A 24854-nucleotide genomic window follows, 5' to 3' on the forward strand; every position below is an offset into this window, starting at 1 on the left:
GATGTTGGCCCTCACCTACCTTTCCTACGAATACCCAACACTTTCCCTGAACGATTCGATTCAAAAGGGCTTAAAAGTTTTGGCCCATTCCAAGCAACCTAATTTGGCTGTGTTGGATGGCAAACAATTCGTCGGAAATGTTACGGAGCGTCTGTTAGCCCAAAGCCTTCATCCCGATGGAAAGATGAGCCAACTCAAAGACGATTTAACTCCATACAGCCTGGAGTCGGAAGAAGATGTCCTCGCGAGCCTACCCTGGTTTGAGTCAAGCGCGTATTCCATTCTGCCAGTGACGGATGAAGATGGAAAATTTCTCGGCTATTTGGAGGCATCCGTCGTTGCAGCTATTTTCCTAAATAATGGCTTTAATTCTACCAATGGTGGAATTATGTACATCCCATTTCATAGCCAACGGGATTCATTTAGCTTAATTGCCAGACTCATTGAAGAAAACAATGGACTTATTACACGTTCCTTGATGATTCAAAACCCGAAGGATCCTATGGGCTTACCAGAATTAGTGGTTCAGGTCCAAACAGAACAATTTTCGGCCATCATGCAGAGTTTAGAAAGACATAGCATTCACATCGAAAAAGCCTTCCATTTTGGGAAAAATGAGATGGTTGATACCGGCCGTTTTGACCTGCTTCTTAAATATTTAAATCCTTAATTCGTGGCCATTCGCATCGCAATACATGGTAAATCCTTTACGGCCGAGAATCGTCCGCTCATGGAAAAACTATGGCATGTACTATGCGAAAAACCTTGCCAAATCGTTCTGTCATCTTTCTTCAAAAATCATCTTTTGGAACATGGATTTGACATTAAATCGATCGAATCTTATGAGGAAAAAGAGGGTACTCCTGCCGACGTACAAATGGCCTGGTCAATCGGTGGCGATGGAACTTTACTGGAAACACTGACGCACATCGGAGATAAAGAATTACCCATTTTAGGTATTAATACGGGTCGTTTGGGTTTCTTAGCCACACTTTCACCACAAGATGTCAGTGGAGCTATTGACCAATTAATCGCAGGCAATTACCGCATTGAAGACCGTACTTTAGTATCGGTAAATGCCGACATCGACTTATTCGAAGGCAAGCAATTTGGCTTGAATGAGGTGGGTATCATGAAAACGGATACCTCATCCATGATTGTCATTAAGGCCTATGTGGATGGAAATTATTTGAATACCTACTGGGCAGATGGCCTTATCGTTTCCACGGCGACGGGCTCCACGGGATATTCGCTTTCCGTAGGCGGGCCTTTGGTCATGCCGAGTTCCGATATTCTTATCATTGCTCCCATGAGTCCGCACAACCTAAACGTGCGACCTTTGGTGGTTTCCAGCGATGCCAAATTGAAATTTGAGATTAGCAGTAGGAGCCAAAATTTCCTTATCTCCATCGATTCCCGCTCCCGCGTGATCGACAGCAAATTCAGCATCGAAGTGCAAAAAGCGCCATTTACGGCGAAAATCGTTAAAATCCCAGGAGATGATTTCCTACAGACCTTGAGGAATAAGTTGAATTGGGGGCTGGATGTGCGAAATTAAATCGTAGAGACGCGATACCTCGCGTCTGAATCAAATGTAGAGACGCGATACCTCGCGTCTTTTTCTATATAAGACGCGAGGTATCGCGTCTCTACATTTTGTATGCATTCGAATCCCAAAAATCTCATTTTAAAAAAAAGACGCGAAGTATCGCGTCTCTACATTCTGCATCCATTCGCGTCTCTACAACAACCTCTTCAATTCATTCAACTTCAACAACGCCTCAATCGGCGAAAGAGTATTCACATCCAAAGCGCCCAATTGCTCCTCGATTTTCTTCAAGCCCTCCGGAATTTCCGCGCCAAATAAACTCAACTGATAATTGTTTTTCGGCATTTCTTTGAGCTTCTCCACATTGTCTTCTAGGACATGATCTTTCTCCAAATTCTGCAGAATCTCATGCGCACGCAACACCAAGGACGTCGGCATACCCGCCATCTGCGCCACATGAATACCAAAACTATGGGCAGATCCACCCGGAACCAATTTCCGCAAGAATATGATCTTATTTCCTACTTCTTTGACGGATACATGGAAATTCTTAATCCGCGGAAAGTCTTCGGTCAATTCATTTAATTCATGGTAGTGGGTAGCAAACAAGGTTTTCGCACGAGACTTGGGATGATTATGCAAGTGCTCCGCAATCGCCCAGGCCATGGAAACACCATCGTAAGTGGAGGTTCCCCGACCGATTTCATCCAACAATACCAACGAACGATTCGATAAATTATTCAAAATAGCCGCGGTCTCCGTCATCTCCACCATGAACGTAGATTCCCCCTTGGATAGGTTATCCGAGGCACCTACGCGGGTAAATACTTTATCCACCAATCCAATCGTCGCTGCGGTGGACGGCACAAAAGAACCCATTTGGGCCATCAAGACGATGAGGGCTGTTTGACGTAAAAGGGCCGACTTACCGGCCATGTTGGGACCCGTAATCATCACAATCTGCTGGGTCTCATTGTCTAAATACACGTCATTCGGAACATAAGCTTCACCAATCGGCAATTGCTGTTCAATCACCGGGTGACGCCCCGCCTCAATCTGTATCGAATCGCCTTCGTTCAATTCCGGTTGGACATACTGATTGCGTTTCGCCACTTGTGCAAAACTTGTCAAGACATCCAAGGTCGCGATTCCCAGAGCGTTCAATTGAATCAATTCCAAATACTCCAAAGACTCACGAACCAAGTCTTGAAAAATACTAAATTCGATGGTCGAGATTTTATCCTCCGCACTCAAAATCTTCTCCTCATACCCCTTCAGCTCCTCCGTGATGTAACGCTCCGCATTGACCAAGGTCTGCTTACGAATCCATTCCGGCGGCACACGGTCCTTGTGCGCATTGGTCACTTCCAAATAATAGCCAAAAACCTTGTTGTAAGCTACTTTCAACGACGTAATTCCCGTCCGCTCAATCTCGCGTTTCTGCATTGCAGCCAAGTAATCCTTGCCATTCGTCGAGAGCAAATGTAACTCGTCCAATTCTGGCATGAATCCGGTCTTGATAATTCCTCCTTGATGAACCAGCATCGGAGCATCGTCCCGCAAAGCAGATTCGATTTTTTGAACCAGATGCAGGCAAGGATTTAATTGATCCGCCCATTTCTGTAATATCGGAGCGGGGTGAGTAGATAATAATTCTTTGATCGCGGGAACTTGTTGGAGCGCGCGCTTCAACTGTACCAATTCCCGTGGATTGATCCGACCGGCAGCTACTTTGGAAATCAATCGTTCCAAATCACCAATCGGCTTTAACAAGGAAATCAATTGGTCCATTGTATCATCGAGCTCCAATAAACCAGCCACACCAGCTTGACGCTCTTGAATGGCCGCTAAATCTTTCAATGGCAAGACCATCCATTTGCGCAACAAACGAGCCCCCATGGGCGTCATCGTTTGGTCCATCAAATCAATCAGGGGTACCCCACCCTCTTGCACGGAATACACCAATTCGAGGTTGCGAATGGTGAAACGATCCAGCCATACATATTTATCTTCCTCAATCCGCTGAATCGTGGCAATATGCCCTACTTGTTTGTGCTCTGTTTCCGCCAAATAATGAAGAATCACCCCGGCGGCAATGATCCCCAGCGGCATGCCTTCGATGCCAAAACCTTTCAGATTTTTGGTCTTGAAATGTTCGGTCAACAAGGGATAGGTAAACTCATGGGAAAAAATCCATTCCTCCAGTGAGAACGAATGGTATTGATCACCAAAATTTTCTTGGTAAACGGAACGGTATTTTTTGGGAAATAAAATCTCCGCCGGCATAAAACTCTGAATCAGCTTTTGCACATAGGCCAAAGGACCCTGCGAACACATAAATTCCCCCGTAGAAATATCTAAAAAGGCCACGCCAAATTGCGCATCTTTTTCCTGATAGCTAATGGAAGCAACGTAGTTATTGCGCTTATTATCAAGTACTTGATCATTAAATGAAACCCCGGGTGTTACTAATTCGGTCACGCCGCGTTTCACAATTCCTTTAGCCTCAGCCGGATTTTCCAATTGATCACAAATCGCCACGCGCTGGCCAGCACGGACTAATTTGGGCAAATAGGTATCCAAGGAATGGTGCGGAAAACCCGCCAAATGATCGTCGGCCGTTCCATTATTTCTGCGGGTCAACGTAATCCCCAAAATCTTAGAAGCCTTCACCGCATCCTCTCCGAAAGTCTCATAAAAATCCCCTACACGGAACAAGAGTATTGCTCCCGGATACCGTGCTTTGATTTGATTAAACTGTCTGGAAAGTGGGGTTTCTCCTTTTTTCAAAGGCTCCTGCCCATCGGGTGTTTTTTTGGCCAAAATTTTTGTCGCTAATGAAGACAAAAATAAGTCAAATTTTATACATTTACCATTCCTATAAAACTTATCAATAACTATGATTAATTCGTCCATTTATATCCAATCCCAGCAGGAAGTTTTCGATGTTGTGATTGTCGGTTCAGGAGCCGGTGGCGGTATGGCGGCACATACATTAACGAAGGCGGGAGCCAAGGTTTGTGTACTCGAGGCGGGCCAACCTTTCGACCCTGCTGATCCCAAAGACATGACCCAATTAAAGTGGCCTTACGAGTCCCTTCGCCGCGGTTCTAGTTCCTCCTTACGTAATTTTGGTGATTTCGATGCAGCCTATGGCGGTTGGGACATCGAAGGAGAGCCTTACACGCGCAAAGACGGAACGAAGTTCGACTGGTTCCGTTCTCGGATGGTGGGTGGACGTACCAACCACTGGGGTCGTATTTCCTTGCGTTTTGGACCGGACGATTTCAAGCGGAAGAGTATTGATGGATTGGGTGACGACTGGCCGATTGGCTATGACGATATGAAACCTTATTACGATAAGGTGGATAAAATGATCGGGGTTTTCGGAACCAATGAAGGCTTACGGAATAATCCGGATGGCTATTTCTTGCCTCCTCCGAAACCGCGTTTGCACGAATTGATGATTAAGAAGGCGAATAAGGCTTTGGGTATCCCGACTTATCCGTCGAGAATGTCGATGTTGACCAAACCGATTAACTCTGAGCGTGGCCAATGTTTCTATTGCGGTCAGTGTAACCGGGGTTGTTCTGCCTATGCCGACTTCTCGTCTTCGTCGGTATTAATCAAACCCTCGGCAGCAACTGGTAACCTAACGATGCTTCCATTCGCGATGGCGCGTGAGGTAACAACGGATTCGGCAACAGGCTTGGCAACGGGTGTTTCCTATGTACACACGGGTACCATGCAAGAGTATACGGTGCGAGGTAAGATTGTTGTTTTGGCAGCCAGTGCGGGAGAAACAGCCCGTTTATTATTGAATTCAAAAAGTTCTCGCTTCCCGAATGGTTTAGCCAATTCGAGTGGCGTGGTAGGAAAATATTTAAATGACTCGACGGGAGCATCGCGTTCGGCGATTATTCCATCCTTGTTTAACCGCAAGCGTTACAACGAAGATGGCGTGGGGGGTATGCACATTTACACCCCATGGTGGTTGGACAACGCAAAATTAGACTTCCCGCGCGGATACCACATCGAATACGGTGGCGGTATGGGGATGCCAAGTTACGGTTTCGGTTGGGGCATTGAGGGCTTGAACGGCCGGGAGAATTTCACACGTGATGGTTTGAAGAAAGCCGCGGGTGGATATGGCGCAACATTGAAGGAGGATTACCGCAGGTTCTACGGATCTTACGTGAGTTTTGCGGGACGTGGTGAGCCGGTGGTTCGTGAGGATAACTATTGTGAGATTGACCCGAATGTGGTAGATAAATATGGTATTCCGGTATTGCGTTTCCATTACAAATGGAGCGATTACGAGGTGAAGCAGGCGAAGCACATGCAAGATACCTTTGAGGAAATCATTCATGCGATGGGTGGCGAACCGATGGGTAAAAAACCGGGTGCGGAGAGCAATTACGGTTTGGCGGATCCAGGACGAATTATTCACGAAGTGGGAACGGCGCGTATGGGTAACGATAAGAATACATCGGCCTTGAACTCGAACTGTCAGGCACACGACGTGAAGAACTTGTTCGTAGCGGATGCGGCACCGTTCGTATCTCAAGGGGATAAGAATGCGACATGGACGATTTTGGCCTTGTCCTTACGTACATCGGAATACATCATTGATCAACGCAAAAAAGGCAACCTATAATGAAAAGAAGAGACTATTTAAAAAATATGGGCTTGAGTTCGTTGGGCTTGGCCGTATTCAATCCCGATGAGAAGGCGATTGAGAATTTGGAATTAGCCAAAGTTCCGGTGAAAAGACCGAACGGTCGGACGCAGGAAGAGGCTGAAATGGAAGCCCGCTTACAAGCTGAGGTTTTCTTGAATAAACATGAATTGGATACGATTACGATTTTGTCGGACATCATTATTCCGGCCGATGGGAAATCGGGCAGTGCGTCGCAATCAGGCGTTACAGCATTCATCGAATTTATTGTGAAGGACAAACCGGAATTCAAAACGCCGATGCGTGGTGGATTGCGCTGGTTGGACTCGGAGTCGAACAAGCGTTTTGGCAAGAAATTCACGGAAATTACGGCTGCGCAACGCATTAACATCGTAGATGATATCGCTTATCCGGAAACGGCACCGAAGCATTTATCGCAGGGGGTGAGTTTCTTTAGCTTGATGCGGAATTTGACAGCCACTGGATTTTTCACCTCAAAAATGGGCATTGCCGATTTAGAATATAAGGGCAATACGCCAAATCAGTGGAACGGTGTTCCGGATGAGGTATTGAAACAGTATGATTTAAGTTATGACGCATAGTCGGGTCCTCAGACCAAACATATTTGCTCACATTCCCCAGCTCGTGGCGGGTATATCGACTCGCCACGGGGGCGTGAGTTCCCAGGCCTATCAATCGCTGAATTTAGGCGTTCATACGGACGATGATCCGGAGGCCATTACGCAAAACCTTTCCCTTTTTTGTGCAGATTTAGGCATATCGCCAGAATCGTTGGCGCGCTCCTACCAGGTGCATAGGGCTGAAATCTGGCAAACCAATCTTCCCGGTTATCAAAGTGGTTACGATGCCATTATTTCCGAAACACCCGGTATTATTGCTGGCGTGGGTATTGCCGATTGTTGCCCGATATTATTGGCGAATCCTGTTCGTCGTGTAGCGGCAGCTATACATGCCGGTTGGAAAGGAACGGTTGCTCAAATCGTTCATAAAACTGCTTCTACCCTGATTGCCGCAGGTTCAAATCCGGCAGATATATTGGCTTACATTGGTCCTTGCATCAGCCTGGATCGATTCGAAGTGGGCGATGAGGTGGCAGCAAAATTTGAACACAAGGAAAAGCGCGGTGAGCGCTGGCATGTGGACCTCAAGGCTACGAATGCGGCTCAATTACAGCGTTTAGGGATTACGCAGATTGAGATTTCGGATTATTGTACGGTGGAGCATAAGGATGTATTCTTCTCTCATCGCAGGGAGAAGGGGATTACGGGCAGGATGTTGGCTGTGGTGGGGTTTAATTAAAATGACCTTATTGCGATAACCTGACGTGTCCAATCTCCATTAATCCATTCAACATTGCCGTCAGTAAATTTCAGACATCGGTAAGGAGAAGCTTGAGTCCACTTCATATAATCTGAACTCATAAATATTTTGTTGTTTGTGACAGTAGTAATTCCAGCCACGGTACTTCTTGCAGCGTAAAGTAGCGTCAACTCATGATAAGTTGGTATGCGCCAATCTGTATAAAGATTACCTGATTTATCCGAATTATGCTTGATAGCGTTTGTAACACTGCTATACATATACTCCGGCGTTTCATCATAAACATAAGTATCCGCAATTAGCCCGTGGTATCCGCCTGAAGTAATATAAAATACAATACCTCCACCATAAACTTCACCGAGTGTATGCGCAGTAGTACCTCCACCCCCACTAACTGAAGCGACAGCAGAGGTTACAAACGCTGTCGTGGCGATTTGAGATGTATTGGTTCCAGCAGTTGCGGTAGGTGCTGAAGGAGTTCCTGTAAATGTAGGTGATGCTAAAGGTGCCGCCCCGATAACGTCACTTATTGGAATTGTTGAACTAGCCGTCATAGCTGATGTTCCATTGCCTTTAACATAACCTGTCAAAGTCGATACCCCTGTCCCCCCGTTGGCAACTGCTAAAGTACCTGACAGATTCCCAGCAGCCAATGTTGCACTTAACACACCACTGCCGTCTATACTCAAATTAGAACCTACTTTGATACCCCCTAAAGTTGCTCCATTTGCTGTTGGCAAGGAATAGGAGGAAGGAGTCGGGATATTCAATGTAGAACCACTGAAACTCGCAGCGCCCGAACCAATGGTCGTTAAAGCAATAGGGGCTTGATAATCTGTCCCAGAAATAGCAACTGAGAACGCATTGCTTCCATTGCCTTTGATAATTCCGGTTAAAGAAGAAGCGCCCGTACCTCCGTTTACGACAGGTAAAGTTCCCGTGACATCAGAGGCAAGGTTTATTGTATTTGATGAAGAAGAAGCCGACCCATAGGTAATTTCTTTTGTCGTCGAATTATAGAATAATGAATTAGATGATGTGGCATTTCGGATGGGAGCAATATACAAACCAGTCGCAGCTGGATTCAGTAAGGCGCCTGTTGCATTCAATGCTATACTATTCGGAGCTTGACTGTTTCCGGCAAAGGACCCAATGGCAACAGAATATGCACCTTGACCATTTTGACCAGCAGCAAATCCGATAGCAACCGCTTGTTGGCCTTGCCCCGATTGCGCAGCATTAGGGCCTATCGCCACGGATGCTCCGGATTGATTGTTTTCACCTGCCACATTACCAATTGCAATGGAGCTTCCCCCTTGATTGTTTTTACCAGCACCTCCACCAAGGGCCACGGCACCATCCCCTTGTAGACTATTACCCGCCTGATCTCCAATAGCCAATTTGGTAGCTTTAAGGCCTACAAGCGCCTTAATTGAATTAATATCTGTAACACCAGTTCCTCCGTTTGAAACAGGTACAGTTCCCGTGATTGAGGTGGCATTGGTGCTCGTGATTGCACTTAAAACGCCATTGGCATCGATGCTCAGATTTGAGCCAACTTTCACCCCTCCCAAGGTATTTGAACTCGCGGTAGGTAGCGTAAATGAGGAGGAGGGTGCTGGAGCCCAACTATTCCCGTCATATGTGAGGACTTGTCCGTTTGTTGGAGCCAAATTACTAATAGGACTTCCTTGCAGTTTATTGATCGTCGGACTATTTGCAGTACCTCCCAAATCACCGGCTAATTTAATCTTCCCACTTGCCAAAGTCGTAGCATCAGGAATACCGCTAGAAGCAACCTGTGTAATAGATTGGTCAATGTAGAACTTAGCAGCTCGTTGGGTGGGATACAATTGATCAGATGGACTCGCACCGCCTAAATCCGTTGCCGTGGATTTATTGGATTGTAATTCTGCAACACCTGTTAAATTGCTAATGCTTGAATTCGTTGTGTTTATTTGTCCTTGTAATCCTCCAATTTGAGCATTTAAAGAATTATTCGTGGCAGCAATTTGATTTCGGTTGTCTGAAATTTGATTTTGCTGATCTGAAATCCTTGAGTTGATGTTTGAAATAGAAGTAGATTGCGCTACAATTTGATTATCCAAACTCGATACACTTTGATTAAGCACCAAAAAAGCCGCTTCATTCGCTTCTTTATTGGCTTGGATTGTGAGATTAGCTGTTTGAATTTGGCTTGAATTACGTTGGATGTCCGCCTTGATTGGATCTAAATCCTTGGGAATCAAATAACCTGAATCGTTGGAAAACTGCGATAATTTCGTGGGTGCCTCTCGAACATTCTTATAATCAACCGTTTCAGCATATAGCGAATAAGGAGTATAATTAAGTGCCTGAGTACTTACTTGCTTAAAACTCGAGCAAGCATCATAGCTTACACCTACTTTCAGACTTTTCACATTTGAGTTCCAAACAATCGATTCGAAACTCTTGTAAATAGAAGCATTTGAAACCTGACCACCCACTCCAATGGAAACATTCACCAAACCATACTCATCCGTCGTGACTTGCTGCGTTTCTTCATAATCCAATCCGCCAGCGGTATTAAATAAACTAAAGCGCAAACATACCTTTCCCTTGCTCAAGGGTTGGCCAGTGATGCGTGCGCCTGGAATGTCAATGGCTTGAGGATCCAGGATAACCGCCTGGTAATTTATTGACTTCTTAGCAGATTGAGCAATAAGTCCTACATGCGTAAAACTGAGAATGATTAACAATAAATGAGTAAATTTTTTCATTTTTTAGAACTATTGAATCGATTTGATAAGTGTTTTTGTTTGTGGTTGCCCATGGTGAAATACCTGAAGTAGGTATTTACCTGCTGGGATTTTGGGTAAATCCTGTAAATTAATTTCGCTATGTTTTTCATCATACCATCCTTCCCAAATGAGGTTGGCGTCAATATCGTAAAGCATCAATCGCGTTGGTAACTTTTCAGACTTATTAATCTTTACGAGTAATTTATCTACAAAAGGATTGGGATACGTTTCGACTGACCAGTTCATCGGCTCAGCGATGCTAATCAATTGGCTCAGGTTATTATAAATTTGTATTGCGCCCAATGGCTGTTTAAACCCTTGACGAAAATTGTTTGTAGCGCCTGTGGCCACGCTCGACTGCCCTATGACCTGGGAGGCATAGGCTCCTTTAGAAATACCGGATGAAGCGATCGTGGAAAGCTTTAGGTATTGACCATGGCTGCTTAAGCTGATCAGAAGTAAAAAGAGTAAATATCTTTTCATATTAGTTCATTAAGCGAATGCCTACCGAAAATACTGTGGGTTTGAAGTTCAAGGTTGATTGACCTTCAGGTTGATCATTTAGTGTTTGGGTTTGTTGGTAGGATACAAAACCGGCCAATTTATCCAAGAAGCGTTTCTCAACTTCTGCCCCATAACCTCCTATCAATTTTACTTGACCAAACTGAGGATTTTCAGTTAGATCCACATAGCGATTCGAGAGAAGCTGATTGCCATGAACGATTTTATTAATACTGGCAATACCTTGTAGGTTTATAGCTACCTTCCAAGGAAGAGGAATTCGAATTCCGAATTTTCCATGAATACCTAAGTAATCCGTTTGATAAGAAAAGGCATTATTTTGGATATCCCCAACGGCATTCAGTTGGGAAAATTGCAAGCCCAAATCGTAATTCAACAAACTTAATAGCTTGGCAACTTTCGCATTTTGAGATAAATAAATCGCAAAAGGCGTTTGCTCAAGTTTTTGCTTAGTAGTGTCAACTAAGCTTGATTTGTGATAGGCTAGCTGAAGGAAAAGGCCGGAGCCCGACTTCAATCCATTAAGCATTTGACCTTGCTCATTTTGATAGATAAAATGGGTGATAGCGATGCCTTGGCTTAGTTTCAACTGTTGAGCCCTCAAGGGCTGAATGAACAAAAACGTTATTGCGAATAAAACGGCAGCAATGAAAAAATTGAATTTAGAAAGCTTCATTTGAAAACAGATGTGTATGGACTAATTTTAAAATCCGACACAAAAATGTAGCCTTAATCGAAACAGGGAGCCTAAATTACCATCGAACTCGTTTAATATTTCGCAAAATTGAACAACTTGAAAAAAAACGAATAGTTTGATTTATATCAAAACCATACTTTTGTTTTTAGTTAATTAAGATCATGGCATTAACCGCTTTTTACCTAAACATTATCATCTGCATACTGATATTGATCTATCAGTGGCGGCAGAATAAATCAGTAATTTATTTATTTTTCATAATCATTTTAGTAAATATTCGTCAGTTGAATTTATTACTATTAAATCAAGTAACGAATACGAAAGCTTTAGCTTTAATATTGATACACCTTGATCCATTGATGGTCTTCATAGGCCCATTAATTTATCTTTATTTTAGAAGTCTAATCGAAGGTAAATTGGTCATCGAAAAGCGTTTGGCCTATTTTCTATTGCCAGCAGGAGTAATTTTTATCAATTCATTTCCATTCTATTTAGAAGATTTTGAAACAAAAATAGCCTATGCGAAAGCAATTCAGCATTCGTTTAACATTCGTATTATTCCGGGAGGAACTCTTTTATTCGATTTTAAGTATCAGCGATTTATTATTCCGATAATCAATTGGTCAGTTCTTACCTTCACGCTCATTTTTTTAATAAAACAGAAGAAAATAAAATCGTTGAAATTAAAAATTGAAAACTTAATAAATAAGCTCATGTGGATTTTGGCCATCGTAGTTTTGCCGGGAATAATTCAAGTCATGTACGCATCTATCAATTCTCCATTCCAATTTGATATGGCATTTAAAAACAAATCCATAACTCCGGAGTACACCTATTTAATGACCTTAACATTACCCCTTTCCTTTTTTTTATTCCCCACATGGCTTTATGGAGGAAACCCTAGCGCTTCTATTTGGGACAAATTCAAAGAAATAGTTAGAGCCATTACTCGAATCGCTCATGAGGATAAACAGGGAAAAACAGAGAAGTCAGAAGACCTTGTTCGAATCCTTCAATACATCGAATCGAAGAAACCCTATTTGTCTGAAAATTTCTCAGTTCATGATGTTTCCAGGGAATTAAATATTCCTCATCTACGGGTTTCTAATTGCTTTAATAAGCAATTAGAAACCACCTTCCCAGAATATCGAAATCAATTACGAATTACGCATGCCGTTAGTCTTTTAAAAGACAATGCACATTTTCAAATGTCAATCGAAGGAATTGGGAAACAGTGTGGATTTAAGAATAAATCATCTTTCTATGCGGCCTTTCGGGCGGTACATCAGATGACACCCACGGAGTGGATTTCGAAGCATTTGGGGTAAACACTGCCGGGGTTACAACCCCGGCAGCGTTACGCTCAAAGCTACATAAAGTTATATCAACTTCTTATCAAGTCATTGATAAAGAATTCCCGTCCAAGGAGCACAACAACCAAAATAACTAGAAACGTAATCAAGTTATTGATAAACTGAGACAAGCCACTTAATTCCGGCGCTGCTCTTGTATGAATTGTTGAGGAGAGACCAACTGCTTAGGCTGTAACTCAAAAGCCTCTTTCCAGTCTTTCCGTTTGAGATCCCCGTTCTTAATCGACTTGATAAAATTCATCCAAGCAAAGGGATTTGTTAATGTCATTAAAGGGCTCGAAACAAAAGTTCGATTCGCTTGAGATGAAATCATTTGATCCGAGAAATTCCTAAAATTCGAGTTGGCACCCAATCCCGCCTGCAAGGCAAACACATTCAACTTCGACTGCTCTAAATTATTGGCCAAAATCTCCCGCTGCTTCTCATCCCGCAATCGCAAATTCAAAAAAGCCTTCTTGAATTCCTCCTCGCTCGCATGCGGAAACACCTTTACCTCCGAAAGCATCTTGGAATCCTCATTCAATTCGATAATCGCCTGATGAACGACACCCGTATTGCGAGGAATGATATAATACTGCGGCTTATATCCCACATAGGTGATCACCAAACTATCCCCGGGAAACACATTTAAATCAACCGCCCCAAAATTATCACTCAAGGCTCCTCGTCCCGCTTGAGGAATATAAATATAGGCTAATGGTAAATACTCCGAATTCCGCGCCGAAATGATACGAGCATTGAATAAGACTGTTTTATCTTGTCCCTGCGCAAACAAGGATGCCGTCGCCGAAAGGCAGAAAACCAGCACAAGAAATAGTCTCTTTAGTAGCATGACGCAAGTTTACAAAAAATCCGATTGCCGAAAACTTAATTTTCGTTAAGACCCCTAAGGGAATAATTTAACAAATGGAATAATGAACGGAATGGAAAGTAATAATCCATCAAAACGATCCAAAAATCCCCCATGTCCAGGTATCGTATCTGCCGAATCCTTGATGTTGATACTCCGCTTAAACAAGGATTCCACCAAGTCCCCATAGGTTCCCGCAACCACAATAATTACCCCAATGACATACCAATGAAAAGCTGAATAATTGGTGTAATACTTCGAAATTATCGTCGCTACGACCATCGCAGCAATCATTCCGCCAATACTTCCTTCCCAAGACTTCTTAGGGGATACCCGTTCAAACAACTTCGTTTTTCCAAATTTGGTCCCGGCAAAATACGCCCCCGAATCACTCGCCCACAACAAGAACAAACAGCCGAGAACAATGTTTGGATCATAGGTATCATTTTTGATATACGCCAAAACAGTTAGCAAAGTAAAAGGCAAGGCCACGTAGATGATCCCTAAAAAGGTATAGGCAATATTCTTAAAGGGCTTTTCGTCTTTGGATTTATATAATTTGATAAAAAAGATGAAGGTCAATAAGGGAGACAAAACATAATAATACTGATAGGCCAAATCCCCCTTTTCAATAAAAAAGGTCAGGATATGCATGACGACCCCACAAAATGTCCCATAAAATGTCAAGGGAAGGTTATCGCTAATACTCCCAACCAGTTTATAAAACTCCAATTGGGCCAAAACCCCAATCACTAAAAACAACACCAAAAACGTGTAATCGTTGTATAAAATACAAAACAACAGAAATGGTATCGCAATAATCGCCGCAATCACACGCTGCTGAAGATTCGATAAATTTCGTAATCCCATCATTAATTTTTTAAAAGGTTCAGCGCCTCCTCCTCATCATCTTGGTGAACATAGAGTTCCCAATTACCCAAATCATACGCACTTAATTTCTTATTCATCACCACCGCATGGATCTCTCCCTTTTCCCAAAGCAAGGCCTTCTGCATCTCCAAATCAATCCCCGTTCGCGATTGTCCAATTAATTTCCAGCCTTCCATCTATGCGTCCGTTCGATAAGTATGCAATCTACGAATATAAAAAGCAACTAAGACAATCGATAGCAAAGCAGACCACCAAGGTATCACATCCGTCATTTTCTCCGGATCCATATCGATATTCTTTTGTTGGTACAGATAATGCATCGTCAACGTCCAAGCATTGTTAAAAAAGTGAGCCGCCATCGGCACCCAAATGCTTCGAAACCAAACGTACAAATACCCAAAAAAGGCACCCAAAATCATCCTCGGGAAAAATCCATAAAACTGAAAATGGATAAAGCTAAATATCGCGGCGGCCAACCAAATGGCTACATGCTTGTTGCCCATGTAGCGCTCAAACATCGATTGCAAAACACCCCGGAAAAAGATCTCCTCCCCCAAGGCCGCCATACCCGCTATCACAACCAAAGCCACCCCAAAATCCATATCAGATTGAAAATTCAATAAAAACTTAGTCAACTCCTCCATCGTCTTCTCCGACGATTGCATCGCCCGCTCCAGATCCTCATAGCCAGCAGGCAACTGAATATGTTGGTTCCAATCAATCAAAAACTCCATCGCCGGCATTGCGACCAATACCGTCAAAATAGCCCACGAAAACACTTGAAAACCCGGTGTTTCGGCATCATTTAATTCAAAAATCGAACGCTTTTCTACGAATCGCAAATAAGCCCAAGCCCCTAACACAAAGGTAAATAGCGCCGAAAACCATTGCAAAGCCATCATCGCATGAAACGCCCCTTCATATTTTTGAGGATGCGCCATGAAGTCCATAATCTGAGTTTGGAATGCCTCTATATTTTGCGTTGGAAATTGCATCAAAGCCACGACGGCCAACAAGCCGAAAAACTGACCCAAAAAGCTTCCCACGAGGAAAAAGCCGAATAGACTTAAAAGATTTGAACTTAATCCCAACCAACGAGTTGGGCCTTGATAATAGTTTTCTCCCATAATGCTTGTAAATTTACGGAATTTTTAATCAGAATGGTAAAAATCGGAAACATCGAATTGGGGGAATTCCCGTTGTTATTAGCGCCCATGGAAGACGTGTCAGATCCACCCTTTCGCGCCGTGTGCAAGGCGAACGGGGCCGACCTCATGTATACTGAATTTATCTCCTCCGAAGGCCTTATCCGAGATGCCGCTAAAAGTGTTCAAAAACTCGATATTTTCGAATATGAACGCCCGATTGGGATCCAACTTTTCGGTAGTTCCATCGAAACCATGGCCGCCTGTGCCGAAATCGCCACAAAAGCGGGCCCCGATCTAATCGACATCAATTACGGTTGCCCTGTCAAACAAGTTGCCTGCAAAGGCGCCGGCGCAGCACTGTTACAAGATATTCCCAAAATGGTCGCGATGACCGAAGCCGTGGTGAAAGCCACCCACCTGCCCGTGACCGTTAAAACACGCTTGGGCTGGGACGACTCCACCAAAAACATCGAAGAAGTGGCCGAACGACTTCAAGACATCGGCATTCAAGCCCTAACCATTCACGGACGCACCCGCGTGCAGATGTACAAGGGTGAGGCCGACTGGCGTTTAATCTCTAAGGTCAAAGAAAACCCTCGAATCAAAATACCCATCTTCGGAAACGGGGATATTGACTCCCCACAAAAAGCCCTGGAATATCGTGATAAATACGGCGTTGACGGCATTATGATCGGGCGGGCATCCATCGGTTATCCTTGGATATTCAATGAAATCAAACATTTTTTAGCGACGGGAAATTTACTCGACCCTCCTACGCTGGAAGAACGAATTTCCGTATGTGAATCGCATTTGGACTTTTCCATTCGCTGGAAAGGAAACCATGGCGGGATTGTGGAGATGCGGCGGCATTATGCCAACTATTTTCGTGGCATGGATCATTTCAAGCCTTTCCGCACCAAACTAGTGACCAGTTATTCCCTTGAAGAGATCAAGGAAACCCTAAACGATATCGCCCACCATTATGCCGGAGAATAAAAAACCCACCATCGTCATCTTTTTAGCCATTTTAGGTTTGGCAATCATCTGGGGTAGCTCCTTCATTTTGGTCAAAAAAAGTCTGGCTCATTACTCCGCACTGCAAGTGGGTGCCCTCCGCATCTGCTCTGCAAGTCTCTTTTTTATCCCGATATTTATAAAGCGATTCAAATACATCGAAAAAAAATATACCCTTTCATTTTTATCAGCTGGCCTAACCGGTAATCTAATTCCCGCGATCTTATTTGCCATCGCCGGACAGCATCTTTCCAGTGCATTATCCGGTATGCTGAACGCTTTTACGCCCCTTTTCACACTAATCATCGGAATCCTATTTTTTGCCCAACCCTTTTTGTGGAAGCAGATGACAGGAATCCTTGTGGGCCTTATTGGCTGCCTGGGTTTGCTCTTCGCCGGGCAAGGCTTCAACATCGACTTTAATGTGCATGCGCTTTGGGTGGTTTTAGCGACCTTATTGTATGGCATCAACATGCATATCGTGAAAACCAAATTAAGCGGCCTACATCCATTGACCTCAACAGCCGGGATATTCATGGCCGTAGGACCCTTGGCACTTGGCTTGTTGTACTCAACGGGTTTTTTCGAAATTCCGCTGGACAATGAACACCTTTGGGCATTCATCTCCGCCATGGCATTAGGTTTATTGGGGTCGGCTATCGGAATGTTAGCATTCAACCAAATCATCAAATGGACCTCGGCGATCATCGCCAGTTCCGTGACCTACATGATTCCCATCGTGGCACTCGGCTGGGGATTTTTGGACGGCGAAGCCATTTATTTCTCCCAAATCATCTTCATGTTCGTTTTATTAGCCGGTATTTATTTGGTCAATAAATCAAAAGCCTGATAAAAACGTAAAGCGAGAAAGATTATCAATTAACTTTTAAGTAGGCCCCTTACCTTCATTCATCCAATTTTCAACGCGATGAATGAATTACAGATGACCTACATTTGGCAGAGGCGCCAACTCCCTACTTCGCTCAAAATAACCAGCGGAGAAATCATACACGTTATTTTTCCCGGATTTCTCAACGGACATGCCGGGGCGGATTTCCAACACGCACGTATTCGAATCAACGAACTCGAGTGGATTGGAGCTGTCGAATTACATGTCAAATCCTCAGATTGGCTGTTGCACCAGCATGCCCAAGACAAGAGTTACGAAAACGTCATCCTGCATGTAGTTTGGGAAAATGATGTTCCTATTTCTTACCCCGACGGCAAGTTGATTCCCACCCTCTGCCTATCCCATTACATCCCCGAAAATTCCGATCATCCGCGAATAGCGGAAAAAGGTGAATTAGTCTGTCAAGCTGGTTTTCTGGGCGTTGACCCAGTCATCAAATCCAAGATGCTCCGACGCATGCTTTTCGAGCGGGTTAACCAAAAGTGTGAAGAAATCCACCACCTGTTGCAGGAGAACAAATTTGATTGGGAAGAAGCCTTCTACCTCTCGCTCGCCAAAAGCTTTGGGTTTTCACTATATGCTGAACCCATGTTCCGACTCGCCAAAAACCTTCCACTCAAAATCATTCTTCGCTACCGCGATAGACCCCTCGGGATCGAAGCCGCCCTATTCGGCATGGCGGGTTTGTTGGAGGAACCCTTAGCAGATGAATACATGATGGAATTACGACGCGAGTACGTACATCTAAAGAAAAAACATGCCTGGGAGGATTGCCTCTTGAAAAAATCGGATTGGAAGATGTTGAGGCTCCGACCGGCTAATTTCCCCCAAATTCGCTTAGCCCAATTTGCCGAAATTATCCGCGCGAACTGCGCACTCCTATCCCTACTCCTCGAAATGCAAGAATTAAAAACGCTCCGTCAATTATTCGAAATTCCACTTGACCCGTATTGGGGAAAACACACACGCCTAGGCACACAGGCCTTTCGATCGATTTGTATCAATACGTTGATTCCGATGCTCGTCTGCTATAGTCGGGAAAGAAAACAAGAGGCCTACGAACAAAAGGCCTTTCGCTGGTTGGCCGAACTCCCCGCCGAAAACAACCAAATCACACGAATCTACCAAGAGCTCGGCCTAGATCTCCTGAACGCCGGTGAATCCCAAGCATGCCTACATTGGCACCGACATTATTGCCAGACGAAGCAATGTTTGCATTGCCTGGTGGGGAGGGCAATCCTTACTCCGACTTAATGATCGGTCCCCGCTCCCCGATGCCATTTTCATTAAAGGCCTCAATTTGAAAATAATAGGTACGATCCTTGTCCATGGATTTGAAGTAATATTCATTGGCCCCAAAAACCTGTATCGAAGTATACAGCTTATCCGGTGAAATTCCCGAGTAAACGACATAGCCCGTTGCGTTCGAAATATGCCCCCACTTGAGCCAAGCGCTGCGCTTGTCATGGTCTCCGCGTAAAACAATTAGGTCCTTCACCACACCCGGATTATCGCCATGTCCTTTTCCAAACACCCGCAAACCACTAATCGCGAATTTCCCCGCTGCCATGTGTCGGTTCTCCAGACGAATATAGCGCGCCTCGATCGGCTTGCTTAATTCGACATAATCATGCGGAACATCAGTTTTGTTGGCCGATTTATCCACGGCTACTTTCCAACTTTTCCCATCCAAACTGTATTTAATCACATATTGGTGATAAATTCCATTGATTTTCCCCAAGAAACTGGAATCCACATCTTGGTCGGCATAATTCACCTGGATCGCTCGAACGGTAGAAACCTCACCTAAATCCGACTCAATAAATTCACCAGGTTTGTCCGTTTCCGCCGACCAATAAGTCTTCATTTGTTCATCCACCGCATAGTTGGCCCCATAACCCGGCAAACTCGACGAGACGCGTACCGGTTTATTGTAATTCAACAACATCCAACCCGTAAATAAATCGCGTGGATTATCTACGCGCGAGGTTGGCATCCGATGCGGATAATCGCCATAAGCGGTATTGGTATAGAGAATTCCATCCTGATCAAAGGCTGTCGGCCACAGACCCAAGCGACGCTCAAAACTGTTTTTTACCGCAATGGTGATCGTCGACACGTGCCACCAGTTTCCAAATTGCCCTTCAAAGGTCGCCCCATGTCCAGCACCGCGTGTAAAACCACCCGGTTTAAATGAGAATGGATTGTGCGCCTGATAGGTAAAGGGTCCAAAGGGCTTATCCGAGGTATATACGCCATCACCATAGGACGAAAATTCCGTTCCTGGTGCGCCATATTGCAGGTAATATTTTCCCTTGTACTTATTCATCCAGGCTCCTTCCATGAAAGGTTTTAAAAAGGTATTGTCTTGGTATTCCCCAAAACGCTCCCAACCGTGCAAGTCATCGTGCAAACGGATGAGTTCATGTCTTTCGCCGATGGGCTGCAGCGTTTTGCGATCAATCTCCTGCCCATACATCGGAAAGGTATTGCTCGAGCCATGGTACAAATACACGCGTTTATCATCATCCTCAAAAAATGCGGGATCCCAGGCCCCAGCCGTAAAGGCATGCACCGCCTCTTTCCAGGTGTCGGTTTGGGGATGTTGGCTATACCAAAGTGTAAAATCTTTGGCATAAGTAGAACCGATAACCAATAGACTATCGCCTAAAACCAAAGTGGCGGGCGCACAAAGTTCGTCGTAGACTTTGTGATAGGGTTGTAAAAATTTACGGGAAATGAATTTCCAGTCGACTAAGTCGCTACTCACCCAATACCCCCACTGATTCGTCGAAAAGAGATAATACTGATTCTTAAAATAGGCGATCACAGGATCAGCCGTCGCACGATGTCGGCCCTGCTCAGAGAAATTCGGAATGGGGGTAAAACCGTAATCCAGATTCATGGGATTGCAGTAGGTCTTCTGCCCGAAACTTAAAAATGAAATTCCACAAAGGAATATCATGCCGAAAACAATTTTCATAGGTAATTAGTATTAATTTTGACGCATCATTCAAAACACGTGAACAAATTAAACAATTTTAATGGATTATATTGGGCCATTGCCATCCTCGTGGTGTGGTCGGCTCATTTAGCCTTCGCGCTTTACATGCCCTTGGATTGGTATTCGCCCTGGGCCTATCTGCTAATTTTGACACAAACCCATTTATACACGGGTCTTTTTATTACTTCGCACGATGCCATTCATGGGGTCGTTGTTCCGCAATATCCCAATTTAAATCATGCCATCGGCCGTTTATGCGCCACGCTTTTTGCCTTTAATCGCTACAACGTGTTGCGCAAAAAGCACCACATGCATCACGATCATGTAAATACCGAACAAGACCCCGATGTGCATCAGGGCAATTTCTTTATTTGGTGGTTTAAATTCATTTTCCAATATGTGAGTTGGCAGCAAATCTTAGCCATGGCCATCACCTACAACGTGTTGAAAATTTGGATTCCCATGGAAAAACTCATCCTCTACTGGGAATTACCTGCTATCCTGAGTACACTGCAATTGTTCTATTTTGGAACATTTTTACCACACCGTGGAGAACATGACCCAGCGAATAAAACGCAATCGCGCAGTCAGGCGCGCAATCATGTGTGGGCCTTTATCTCTTGTTACTTTTTTGGCTATCATTTTGAGCATCACGCACATCCTTATTTGCCTTGGTGGAAATTACCGCAGGCCAAAGATTATAAGGCCTAACATGTAAACAAGAAGCCGATAAATTTTCTAAATTTGCGTCGCATAAATCTCAACAACGCATGAAAGACACTAAATACAAACGTATCCTTTTAAAACTTTCAGGTGAGGCATTGTCCACGAAAGACGAGGTAATCGATCCCGTTATTTTAGGCCAATATGCTGCCGAAATTAAAAAAGTACATGATTTAGGTGTTGAAGTTGCGATTGTGATCGGTGGTGGAAATATCTTCCGCGGGGCCTCAGCTGCCAAAGCTGGCATCGACCGAGTTCAAGGGGATTACATGGGCATGTTGGCCACTGTTATCAACGGCATGGCCGTTCAAGCAGCCCTCGAAAAACAAGGACTTTATACGCGCATGATGACGGCCCTCAAAGTAGAAGCCGTATGTGAGCCATTTATTCGTCGGAGAGCTATTCGCCACCTCGAAAAAGGACGCATCGTTATCTTCGGAGCGGGAACAGGAAACCCCTACTTTACCACGGATTCTACGGCCTCTTTGCGTGCGATTGAGGTGGAAGCGGATGTGGTATTGAAAGGAACTCGGGTTGATGGTGTTTATACGGCAGATCCAGAGAAGGATCCTACAGCAACACGCTTTACGCAATTAAGCTTTTCGGATGCGATTCAGAAGGGCTTGAAAATAATGGATACGACGGCATTTACCTTATGCCAAGAAAATAAATTACCGATTATCGTTTTTGATATGAACAAGGAAGGCAATTTAGCGGCGCTTGTGTCAGGAGAAGATGTAGGAACATTAATTAGCTAAAATCCCATGGAAGAGATTGAATTTTATATCGATGCGACCCAAGAAACGATGGAGGGTGCCATCAAACACTTAAACATTGAGTTGTCTAAAATCCGTGCCGGCAAAGCAAGCACTTCGATGTTGGATGGTTTAATGATTGATTATTACGGCATGCCTACGCCCATTTCAGGAGCAGCATCCATCACTACACCCGATGCGCGTACGATTGCCATCAAACCCTTTGAGAAAAGCATATTCGGTGAAATCGAAAAGGCAATTCGCAATTCGAGCTTGGGATTAAATCCCATGAACGATGGCGAGTTGATTCGTTTGGCGATTCCCCCATTGACAGAGGAGCGTCGTCGCGATTTAGTGAAGCGTGTAAAGCAAGAGATTGAGGTAGCGAAAATCAACATTCGTAATGCCCGTCAAGACGGAAACAACAGCATCAAGAAGTTGAAAGGTGAAGGCGTTTCGGAAGATGAAATCAAAACAGCAGAAGATAAAATCCAGAAATTAACCGATGGATTTATCGCGAAAATCGATCAGATTTTTGTCGAGAAAGAAAAAGACATCATGGTGGTTTAATCCATTCAAAAAGCCTGGCGGAATCGTCAGGCTTTTTTGTTTACTTGCGCTTTACCGAGGGCATATCCCACTTCCAGCATCCGACGAATATCCAATTTCGAAAAGTGCTGGATATCAATACTAATCGGCTGGTTTGGCCGTATTGATTCCAATTGCACCCGTTGGAAACCTTGATAAGGCCCCTCTTTTACCTCCGATCCATCTACTGGGAGTGAATTATTAATTAAGATTGTCTCGCGTAAATCGGCATTCAGAATTTCGTTTACCGCAATGTCCATCACGCGGTCCACCAATGCGAGCAAATCTCCCGAATCAAAAAAGCCTCCCTCAATGGCCTCCGGATGGCAAGAAATACAAACAATGTGTTTGCCTCCATCTTCCAGCGCCCGACGAACCGGTGTCACATCCCGCAAACCACCATCTAAATAACTCCGTCGATTTTCCCCTGCTATTTTCACAACCGGCATCAGAATAGGCACCGCAGAGGACGCCATTAAATAATCCATAAATTCCGGGGTGCTGGGGTCCACGTAATGAATTCGACCTTCCATGATATTTACGGCCCCAACTTGCAAACCTATCGGGCTAGCTTGCAAATTTCGAATCGACAAGACATCTTCAATCAAATCACGTAGGGGCTTTGTCGAAACCAAACCCCGAAATTTCTTTGTCAGCGCACTCCAACCCAATTCAAAAATCGAAAGTGGTTTTGATAAACATTCGGGATGGGTGATGCGAGTTTCCCAAAATTCCCATAAATCTTCCGCAGCCTCTTGGAAAGAAATAGGATGTCCATCCAATTTTTGTCGGCCCAATGCATTGACTAAAAAAGCCGCATTTAAACTACCCGCTGAAATCCCATAGATGACATCGGGCTGAAATCCATTCTCGGCTAATGCCTTGATGACGCCCGCTTGAAAGGCGCCTTTGACAGAGCCACCAGCTAAGACCAACATCTTACTCATAAATTTCGCATTATTTAAATCTAGGGACTAAATTATCCCAAAATGTGATTAAATTTACACAATTTCCAAATGTGCCTAACACGCACGTAAACTTAATTCTATGTCCATTTCGCTTTCATCGATCCAGGCGCCTATCGAGGAACCCATGAAAGCATTTGAAGGGAAATTCAGGCAGTTCATGAAAACCAAAGTCATGCTGCTGGACACCATCATGAATTACATCGTACAACGCAAAGGGAAGCAAATGCGTCCCATGTTTGTCTTCTTGACAGCCGGTTGCGTGGGTGAAATTACCGAGAAAACATACCGAGGAGCCGCGCTCATCGAATTACTACATACCGCTACCCTCGTCCATGACGACGTGGTGGATGAGTCGGACTACCGACGAGGTTTCTTCTCCATCAACGCATTATGGAAAAATAAAATTGCGGTATTGGTTGGCGATTACCTGTTGTCAAAAGGATTACTCCTATCCGTTGACCACAAGGACTTCGACCTATTAACATCGGTTTCTACTGCTGTGCGCGAGATGGCCGAGGGGGAACTTTTACAAATCGAAAAAGCCCGTAAGCTAGACATCACAGAGGATGTGTATTTTGACATCATTCGCAAAAAAACAGCCACGCTCATTGCGGCCTGTTGTGCAGTGGGGGTGCAATCCACAGATGCTGACAGCAAATATGTAGAGATGGCGCATGCCTTCGGCGAAAAGGTTGGAATTGCCTTCCAGATCAAAGATGATTTATTTGATTACGGTGACGCGGAAATTGGCAAGCCCTTAGGAATCGATATCAAGGAAAAGAAAATGACCTTGCCCTTGATTTATGCACTACAAAACACAACGAGATCCCTTCGTAAACAGATGATTAAAACCATCAAGAACGATTCAGATAAGCCTGCCAAAGTGAAAGAGGTGATTGAATTCGTGAAATCAACCGGAGGGATCGCCTATGCGAATCAACGCATGCAGGAATTTGCGCAAGAAGCGCGAGCTATTCTAAGTCAATTTCCAGATTCGGAATACCGAACATCCTTGGGAAATCTACTCTATTACACGATCGAACGAAATAAATAAAAAAGGAGG

At 44.2% G+C, this 24854-nt stretch carries 23 protein-coding genes; 13 read left to right on the plus strand and 10 right to left on the minus strand.

What is annotated here, in order from left to right:
* The first annotated feature begins 1 nt into the window (after position 1).
* Both ACMH5P_RS10570 and ACMH5P_RS10575 read left to right on the plus strand, forming a co-directional pair.
* Positions 2–670, plus strand: a complete 669-nt coding sequence (locus tag ACMH5P_RS10570; RefSeq protein WP_459494338.1) for a hypothetical protein — start codon at positions 2–4, stop codon at positions 668–670.
* A gap of 3 nt (positions 671–673) precedes the next feature.
* The gene (locus tag ACMH5P_RS10575; protein WP_459494339.1) at positions 674–1558 is read left to right on the plus strand and encodes an NAD kinase; all 885 of its coding nucleotides are present in this window, start codon (positions 674–676) and stop codon (positions 1556–1558) included.
* A 183-nt stretch (positions 1559–1741) separates the two neighbouring features.
* Here the strand turns inward: ACMH5P_RS10575 and mutS are convergent, their stop codons facing one another.
* A complete protein-coding gene (gene mutS / locus ACMH5P_RS10580; protein WP_459494592.1) occupies positions 1742–4372 on the minus strand; it encodes a DNA mismatch repair protein MutS in 2631 nt (876 codons plus the stop codon).
* Between the two features lie 76 nt (positions 4373–4448).
* Here mutS and ACMH5P_RS10585 point away from each other — a divergent pair, with 76 nt between their 5' ends.
* Genes ACMH5P_RS10585 through pgeF form a run of 3 tightly spaced genes read left to right on the plus strand, consistent with a single transcriptional unit; the run spans position 4449 to position 7547 of the window.
* Positions 4449–6206 carry a GMC family oxidoreductase gene (locus ACMH5P_RS10585; RefSeq protein WP_459494340.1) on the plus strand — a complete coding sequence of 586 codons (1758 nt, stop codon included), beginning with the start codon at positions 4449–4451 and terminating at the stop codon, positions 6204–6206.
* Entirely contained in the window at positions 6206–6829 is a 624-nt protein-coding gene (locus ACMH5P_RS10590) for a gluconate 2-dehydrogenase subunit 3 family protein (protein ID WP_459494341.1), read from the plus strand. The genes ACMH5P_RS10585 and ACMH5P_RS10590 overlap by 1 nt, the downstream gene beginning before the upstream one ends.
* Positions 6819–7547 carry a peptidoglycan editing factor PgeF gene (gene pgeF, locus ACMH5P_RS10595; RefSeq protein WP_459494342.1) on the plus strand — a complete coding sequence of 243 codons (729 nt, stop codon included), beginning with the start codon at positions 6819–6821 and terminating at the stop codon, positions 7545–7547. Before ACMH5P_RS10590 ends, pgeF begins: the two co-directional genes overlap by 11 nt.
* Here pgeF and ACMH5P_RS10600 read toward each other — a convergent pair.
* From ACMH5P_RS10600 to ACMH5P_RS10610, 3 genes are read right to left on the minus strand one after another with little or no spacing between them, the layout of a single operon-like run.
* Entirely contained in the window at positions 7544–10327 is a 2784-nt protein-coding gene (locus ACMH5P_RS10600) for a beta strand repeat-containing protein (protein ID WP_459494343.1), read from the minus strand. The two genes, pgeF and ACMH5P_RS10600, sit on opposite strands and share 4 nt — an antisense overlap.
* A 9-nt stretch (positions 10328–10336) precedes the next feature.
* A complete protein-coding gene (locus tag ACMH5P_RS10605; RefSeq protein WP_459494344.1) occupies positions 10337–10831 on the minus strand; it encodes a T9SS type A sorting domain-containing protein in 495 nt (164 codons plus the stop codon).
* Position 10832: 1 nt separating this feature from the next.
* On the minus strand, positions 10833–11546 hold the full coding sequence (locus ACMH5P_RS10610) for a hypothetical protein (RefSeq protein ID WP_459494345.1): 714 nt from the start codon (positions 11544–11546) through the stop codon (positions 10833–10835).
* Between the two features lie 182 nt (positions 11547–11728).
* Here ACMH5P_RS10610 and ACMH5P_RS10615 point away from each other — a divergent pair, with 182 nt between their 5' ends.
* Complete coding sequence (locus ACMH5P_RS10615; RefSeq protein WP_459494346.1) at positions 11729–12895, plus strand: helix-turn-helix domain-containing protein; 1167 nt, start codon at positions 11729–11731, stop codon at positions 12893–12895.
* A gap of 160 nt (positions 12896–13055) precedes the next feature.
* Here the strand turns inward: ACMH5P_RS10615 and ACMH5P_RS10620 are convergent, their stop codons facing one another.
* Genes ACMH5P_RS10620 through ACMH5P_RS10635 form a run of 4 tightly spaced genes read right to left on the minus strand, consistent with a single transcriptional unit; the run spans position 13056 to position 15808 of the window.
* Positions 13056–13772 (minus strand): peptidase associated/transthyretin-like domain-containing protein, encoded by a 717-nt coding sequence (locus ACMH5P_RS10620; protein ID WP_459494347.1) that lies wholly within the window; start codon positions 13770–13772, stop codon positions 13056–13058.
* A 54-nt stretch (positions 13773–13826) separates the two neighbouring features.
* Positions 13827–14663, minus strand: coding sequence for a phosphatidate cytidylyltransferase (locus ACMH5P_RS10625; RefSeq protein WP_459494348.1), 837 nt, complete (start codon positions 14661–14663; stop codon positions 13827–13829).
* A complete protein-coding gene (locus ACMH5P_RS10630) occupies positions 14663–14857 on the minus strand; it encodes a putative signal transducing protein (protein WP_459494349.1) in 195 nt (64 codons plus the stop codon). Before ACMH5P_RS10630 ends, ACMH5P_RS10625 begins: the two co-directional genes overlap by 1 nt.
* A complete protein-coding gene (locus ACMH5P_RS10635; RefSeq protein ID WP_459494350.1) occupies positions 14858–15808 on the minus strand; it encodes a CPBP family intramembrane glutamic endopeptidase in 951 nt (316 codons plus the stop codon).
* A 33-nt stretch (positions 15809–15841) separates the two neighbouring features.
* Between ACMH5P_RS10635 and dusB the strand changes: the two genes are divergently transcribed.
* The 3 genes from dusB (at position 15842) to ACMH5P_RS10650 (ending at position 19007) form a co-directional block, all read left to right on the plus strand.
* Positions 15842–16825: a tRNA dihydrouridine synthase DusB gene (gene dusB / locus ACMH5P_RS10640; RefSeq protein ID WP_459494593.1), complete on the plus strand. Its 984-nt coding sequence runs from the start codon at positions 15842–15844 to the stop codon at positions 16823–16825.
* On the plus strand, positions 16812–17693 hold the full coding sequence (locus tag ACMH5P_RS10645) for a DMT family transporter (protein WP_459494351.1): 882 nt from the start codon (positions 16812–16814) through the stop codon (positions 17691–17693). The genes dusB and ACMH5P_RS10645 overlap by 14 nt, the downstream gene beginning before the upstream one ends.
* 78 nt (positions 17694–17771) lie before the next feature.
* The gene (locus tag ACMH5P_RS10650; RefSeq protein ID WP_459494352.1) at positions 17772–19007 is read left to right on the plus strand and encodes a DUF2851 family protein; all 1236 of its coding nucleotides are present in this window, start codon (positions 17772–17774) and stop codon (positions 19005–19007) included.
* Here the strand turns inward: ACMH5P_RS10650 and ACMH5P_RS10655 are convergent.
* Positions 18994–20736, minus strand: coding sequence for a family 43 glycosylhydrolase (locus ACMH5P_RS10655; RefSeq protein ID WP_459494353.1), 1743 nt, complete (start codon positions 20734–20736; stop codon positions 18994–18996). The two genes, ACMH5P_RS10650 and ACMH5P_RS10655, sit on opposite strands and share 14 nt — an antisense overlap.
* A gap of 39 nt (positions 20737–20775) precedes the next feature.
* Here ACMH5P_RS10655 and ACMH5P_RS10660 point away from each other — a divergent pair, with 39 nt between their 5' ends.
* Genes ACMH5P_RS10660 through frr form a run of 3 tightly spaced genes read left to right on the plus strand, consistent with a single transcriptional unit; the run spans position 20776 to position 22805 of the window.
* A complete protein-coding gene (locus ACMH5P_RS10660) occupies positions 20776–21468 on the plus strand; it encodes a fatty acid desaturase (RefSeq protein WP_459494354.1) in 693 nt (230 codons plus the stop codon).
* Between the two features lie 59 nt (positions 21469–21527).
* The gene (pyrH, locus tag ACMH5P_RS10665) at positions 21528–22238 is read left to right on the plus strand and encodes a UMP kinase (protein WP_459494355.1); all 711 of its coding nucleotides are present in this window, start codon (positions 21528–21530) and stop codon (positions 22236–22238) included.
* Positions 22239–22244: 6 nt separating this feature from the next.
* Entirely contained in the window at positions 22245–22805 is a 561-nt protein-coding gene (gene frr / locus ACMH5P_RS10670; RefSeq protein ID WP_459494356.1) for a ribosome recycling factor, read from the plus strand.
* 26 nt (positions 22806–22831) lie between these two features.
* Here the strand turns inward: frr and ACMH5P_RS10675 are convergent, their stop codons facing one another.
* A complete protein-coding gene (locus ACMH5P_RS10675; protein WP_459494357.1) occupies positions 22832–23770 on the minus strand; it encodes a patatin-like phospholipase family protein in 939 nt (312 codons plus the stop codon).
* A 100-nt stretch (positions 23771–23870) separates the two neighbouring features.
* Between ACMH5P_RS10675 and ACMH5P_RS10680 the strand changes: the two genes are divergently transcribed.
* Positions 23871–24845 (plus strand): polyprenyl synthetase family protein, encoded by a 975-nt coding sequence (locus ACMH5P_RS10680; protein ID WP_459494358.1) that lies wholly within the window; start codon positions 23871–23873, stop codon positions 24843–24845.
* The last annotated feature ends 9 nt before the right edge of the window (positions 24846–24854 follow it).

The sequence above is a fragment of the Aquirufa sp. 5-AUSEE-100C1 genome (assembly GCF_054558655.1).

Excerpts from the sequence above, each read along its gene's own strand:
- pyrH (WP_459494355.1), top strand. The coding sequence starts at position 21,528 with ATGAAAGACACTAAATACAAACGTATCCTTTTAAAACTTTCAGGTGAG.
- ACMH5P_RS10655 (WP_459494353.1), bottom strand. The coding sequence starts at position 20,736 with ATGAAAATTGTTTTCGGCATGATATTCCTTTGTGGAATTTCATTTTTA.
- frr (WP_459494356.1), top strand. The coding sequence starts at position 22,245 with ATGGAAGAGATTGAATTTTATATCGATGCGACCCAAGAAACGATGGAG.
- dusB (WP_459494593.1), top strand. The coding sequence starts at position 15,842 with ATGGTAAAAATCGGAAACATCGAATTGGGGGAATTCCCGTTGTTATTA.
- ACMH5P_RS10680 (WP_459494358.1), top strand. The coding sequence starts at position 23,871 with ATGTCCATTTCGCTTTCATCGATCCAGGCGCCTATCGAGGAACCCATG.
- ACMH5P_RS10605 (WP_459494344.1), bottom strand. The coding sequence starts at position 10,831 with ATGAAAAGATATTTACTCTTTTTACTTCTGATCAGCTTAAGCAGCCAT.
- ACMH5P_RS10635 (WP_459494350.1), bottom strand. The coding sequence starts at position 15,808 with ATGGGAGAAAACTATTATCAAGGCCCAACTCGTTGGTTGGGATTAAGT.
- ACMH5P_RS10650 (WP_459494352.1), top strand. The coding sequence starts at position 17,772 with ATGAATGAATTACAGATGACCTACATTTGGCAGAGGCGCCAACTCCCT.
- ACMH5P_RS10675 (WP_459494357.1), bottom strand. The coding sequence starts at position 23,770 with ATGAGTAAGATGTTGGTCTTAGCTGGTGGCTCTGTCAAAGGCGCCTTT.
- ACMH5P_RS10620 (WP_459494347.1), bottom strand. The coding sequence starts at position 13,772 with ATGCTACTAAAGAGACTATTTCTTGTGCTGGTTTTCTGCCTTTCGGCG.
- pgeF (WP_459494342.1), top strand. The coding sequence starts at position 6,819 with ATGACGCATAGTCGGGTCCTCAGACCAAACATATTTGCTCACATTCCC.
- ACMH5P_RS10585 (WP_459494340.1), top strand. The coding sequence starts at position 4,449 with ATGATTAATTCGTCCATTTATATCCAATCCCAGCAGGAAGTTTTCGAT.
- ACMH5P_RS10600 (WP_459494343.1), bottom strand. The coding sequence starts at position 10,327 with ATGAAAAAATTTACTCATTTATTGTTAATCATTCTCAGTTTTACGCAT.
- ACMH5P_RS10610 (WP_459494345.1), bottom strand. The coding sequence starts at position 11,546 with ATGAAGCTTTCTAAATTCAATTTTTTCATTGCTGCCGTTTTATTCGCA.
- ACMH5P_RS10645 (WP_459494351.1), top strand. The coding sequence starts at position 16,812 with ATGCCGGAGAATAAAAAACCCACCATCGTCATCTTTTTAGCCATTTTA.
- ACMH5P_RS10625 (WP_459494348.1), bottom strand. The coding sequence starts at position 14,663 with ATGATGGGATTACGAAATTTATCGAATCTTCAGCAGCGTGTGATTGCG.
- ACMH5P_RS10590 (WP_459494341.1), top strand. The coding sequence starts at position 6,206 with ATGAAAAGAAGAGACTATTTAAAAAATATGGGCTTGAGTTCGTTGGGC.
- ACMH5P_RS10570 (WP_459494338.1), top strand. The coding sequence starts at position 2 with ATGTTGGCCCTCACCTACCTTTCCTACGAATACCCAACACTTTCCCTG.
- ACMH5P_RS10630 (WP_459494349.1), bottom strand. The coding sequence starts at position 14,857 with ATGGAAGGCTGGAAATTAATTGGACAATCGCGAACGGGGATTGATTTG.
- ACMH5P_RS10615 (WP_459494346.1), top strand. The coding sequence starts at position 11,729 with ATGGCATTAACCGCTTTTTACCTAAACATTATCATCTGCATACTGATA.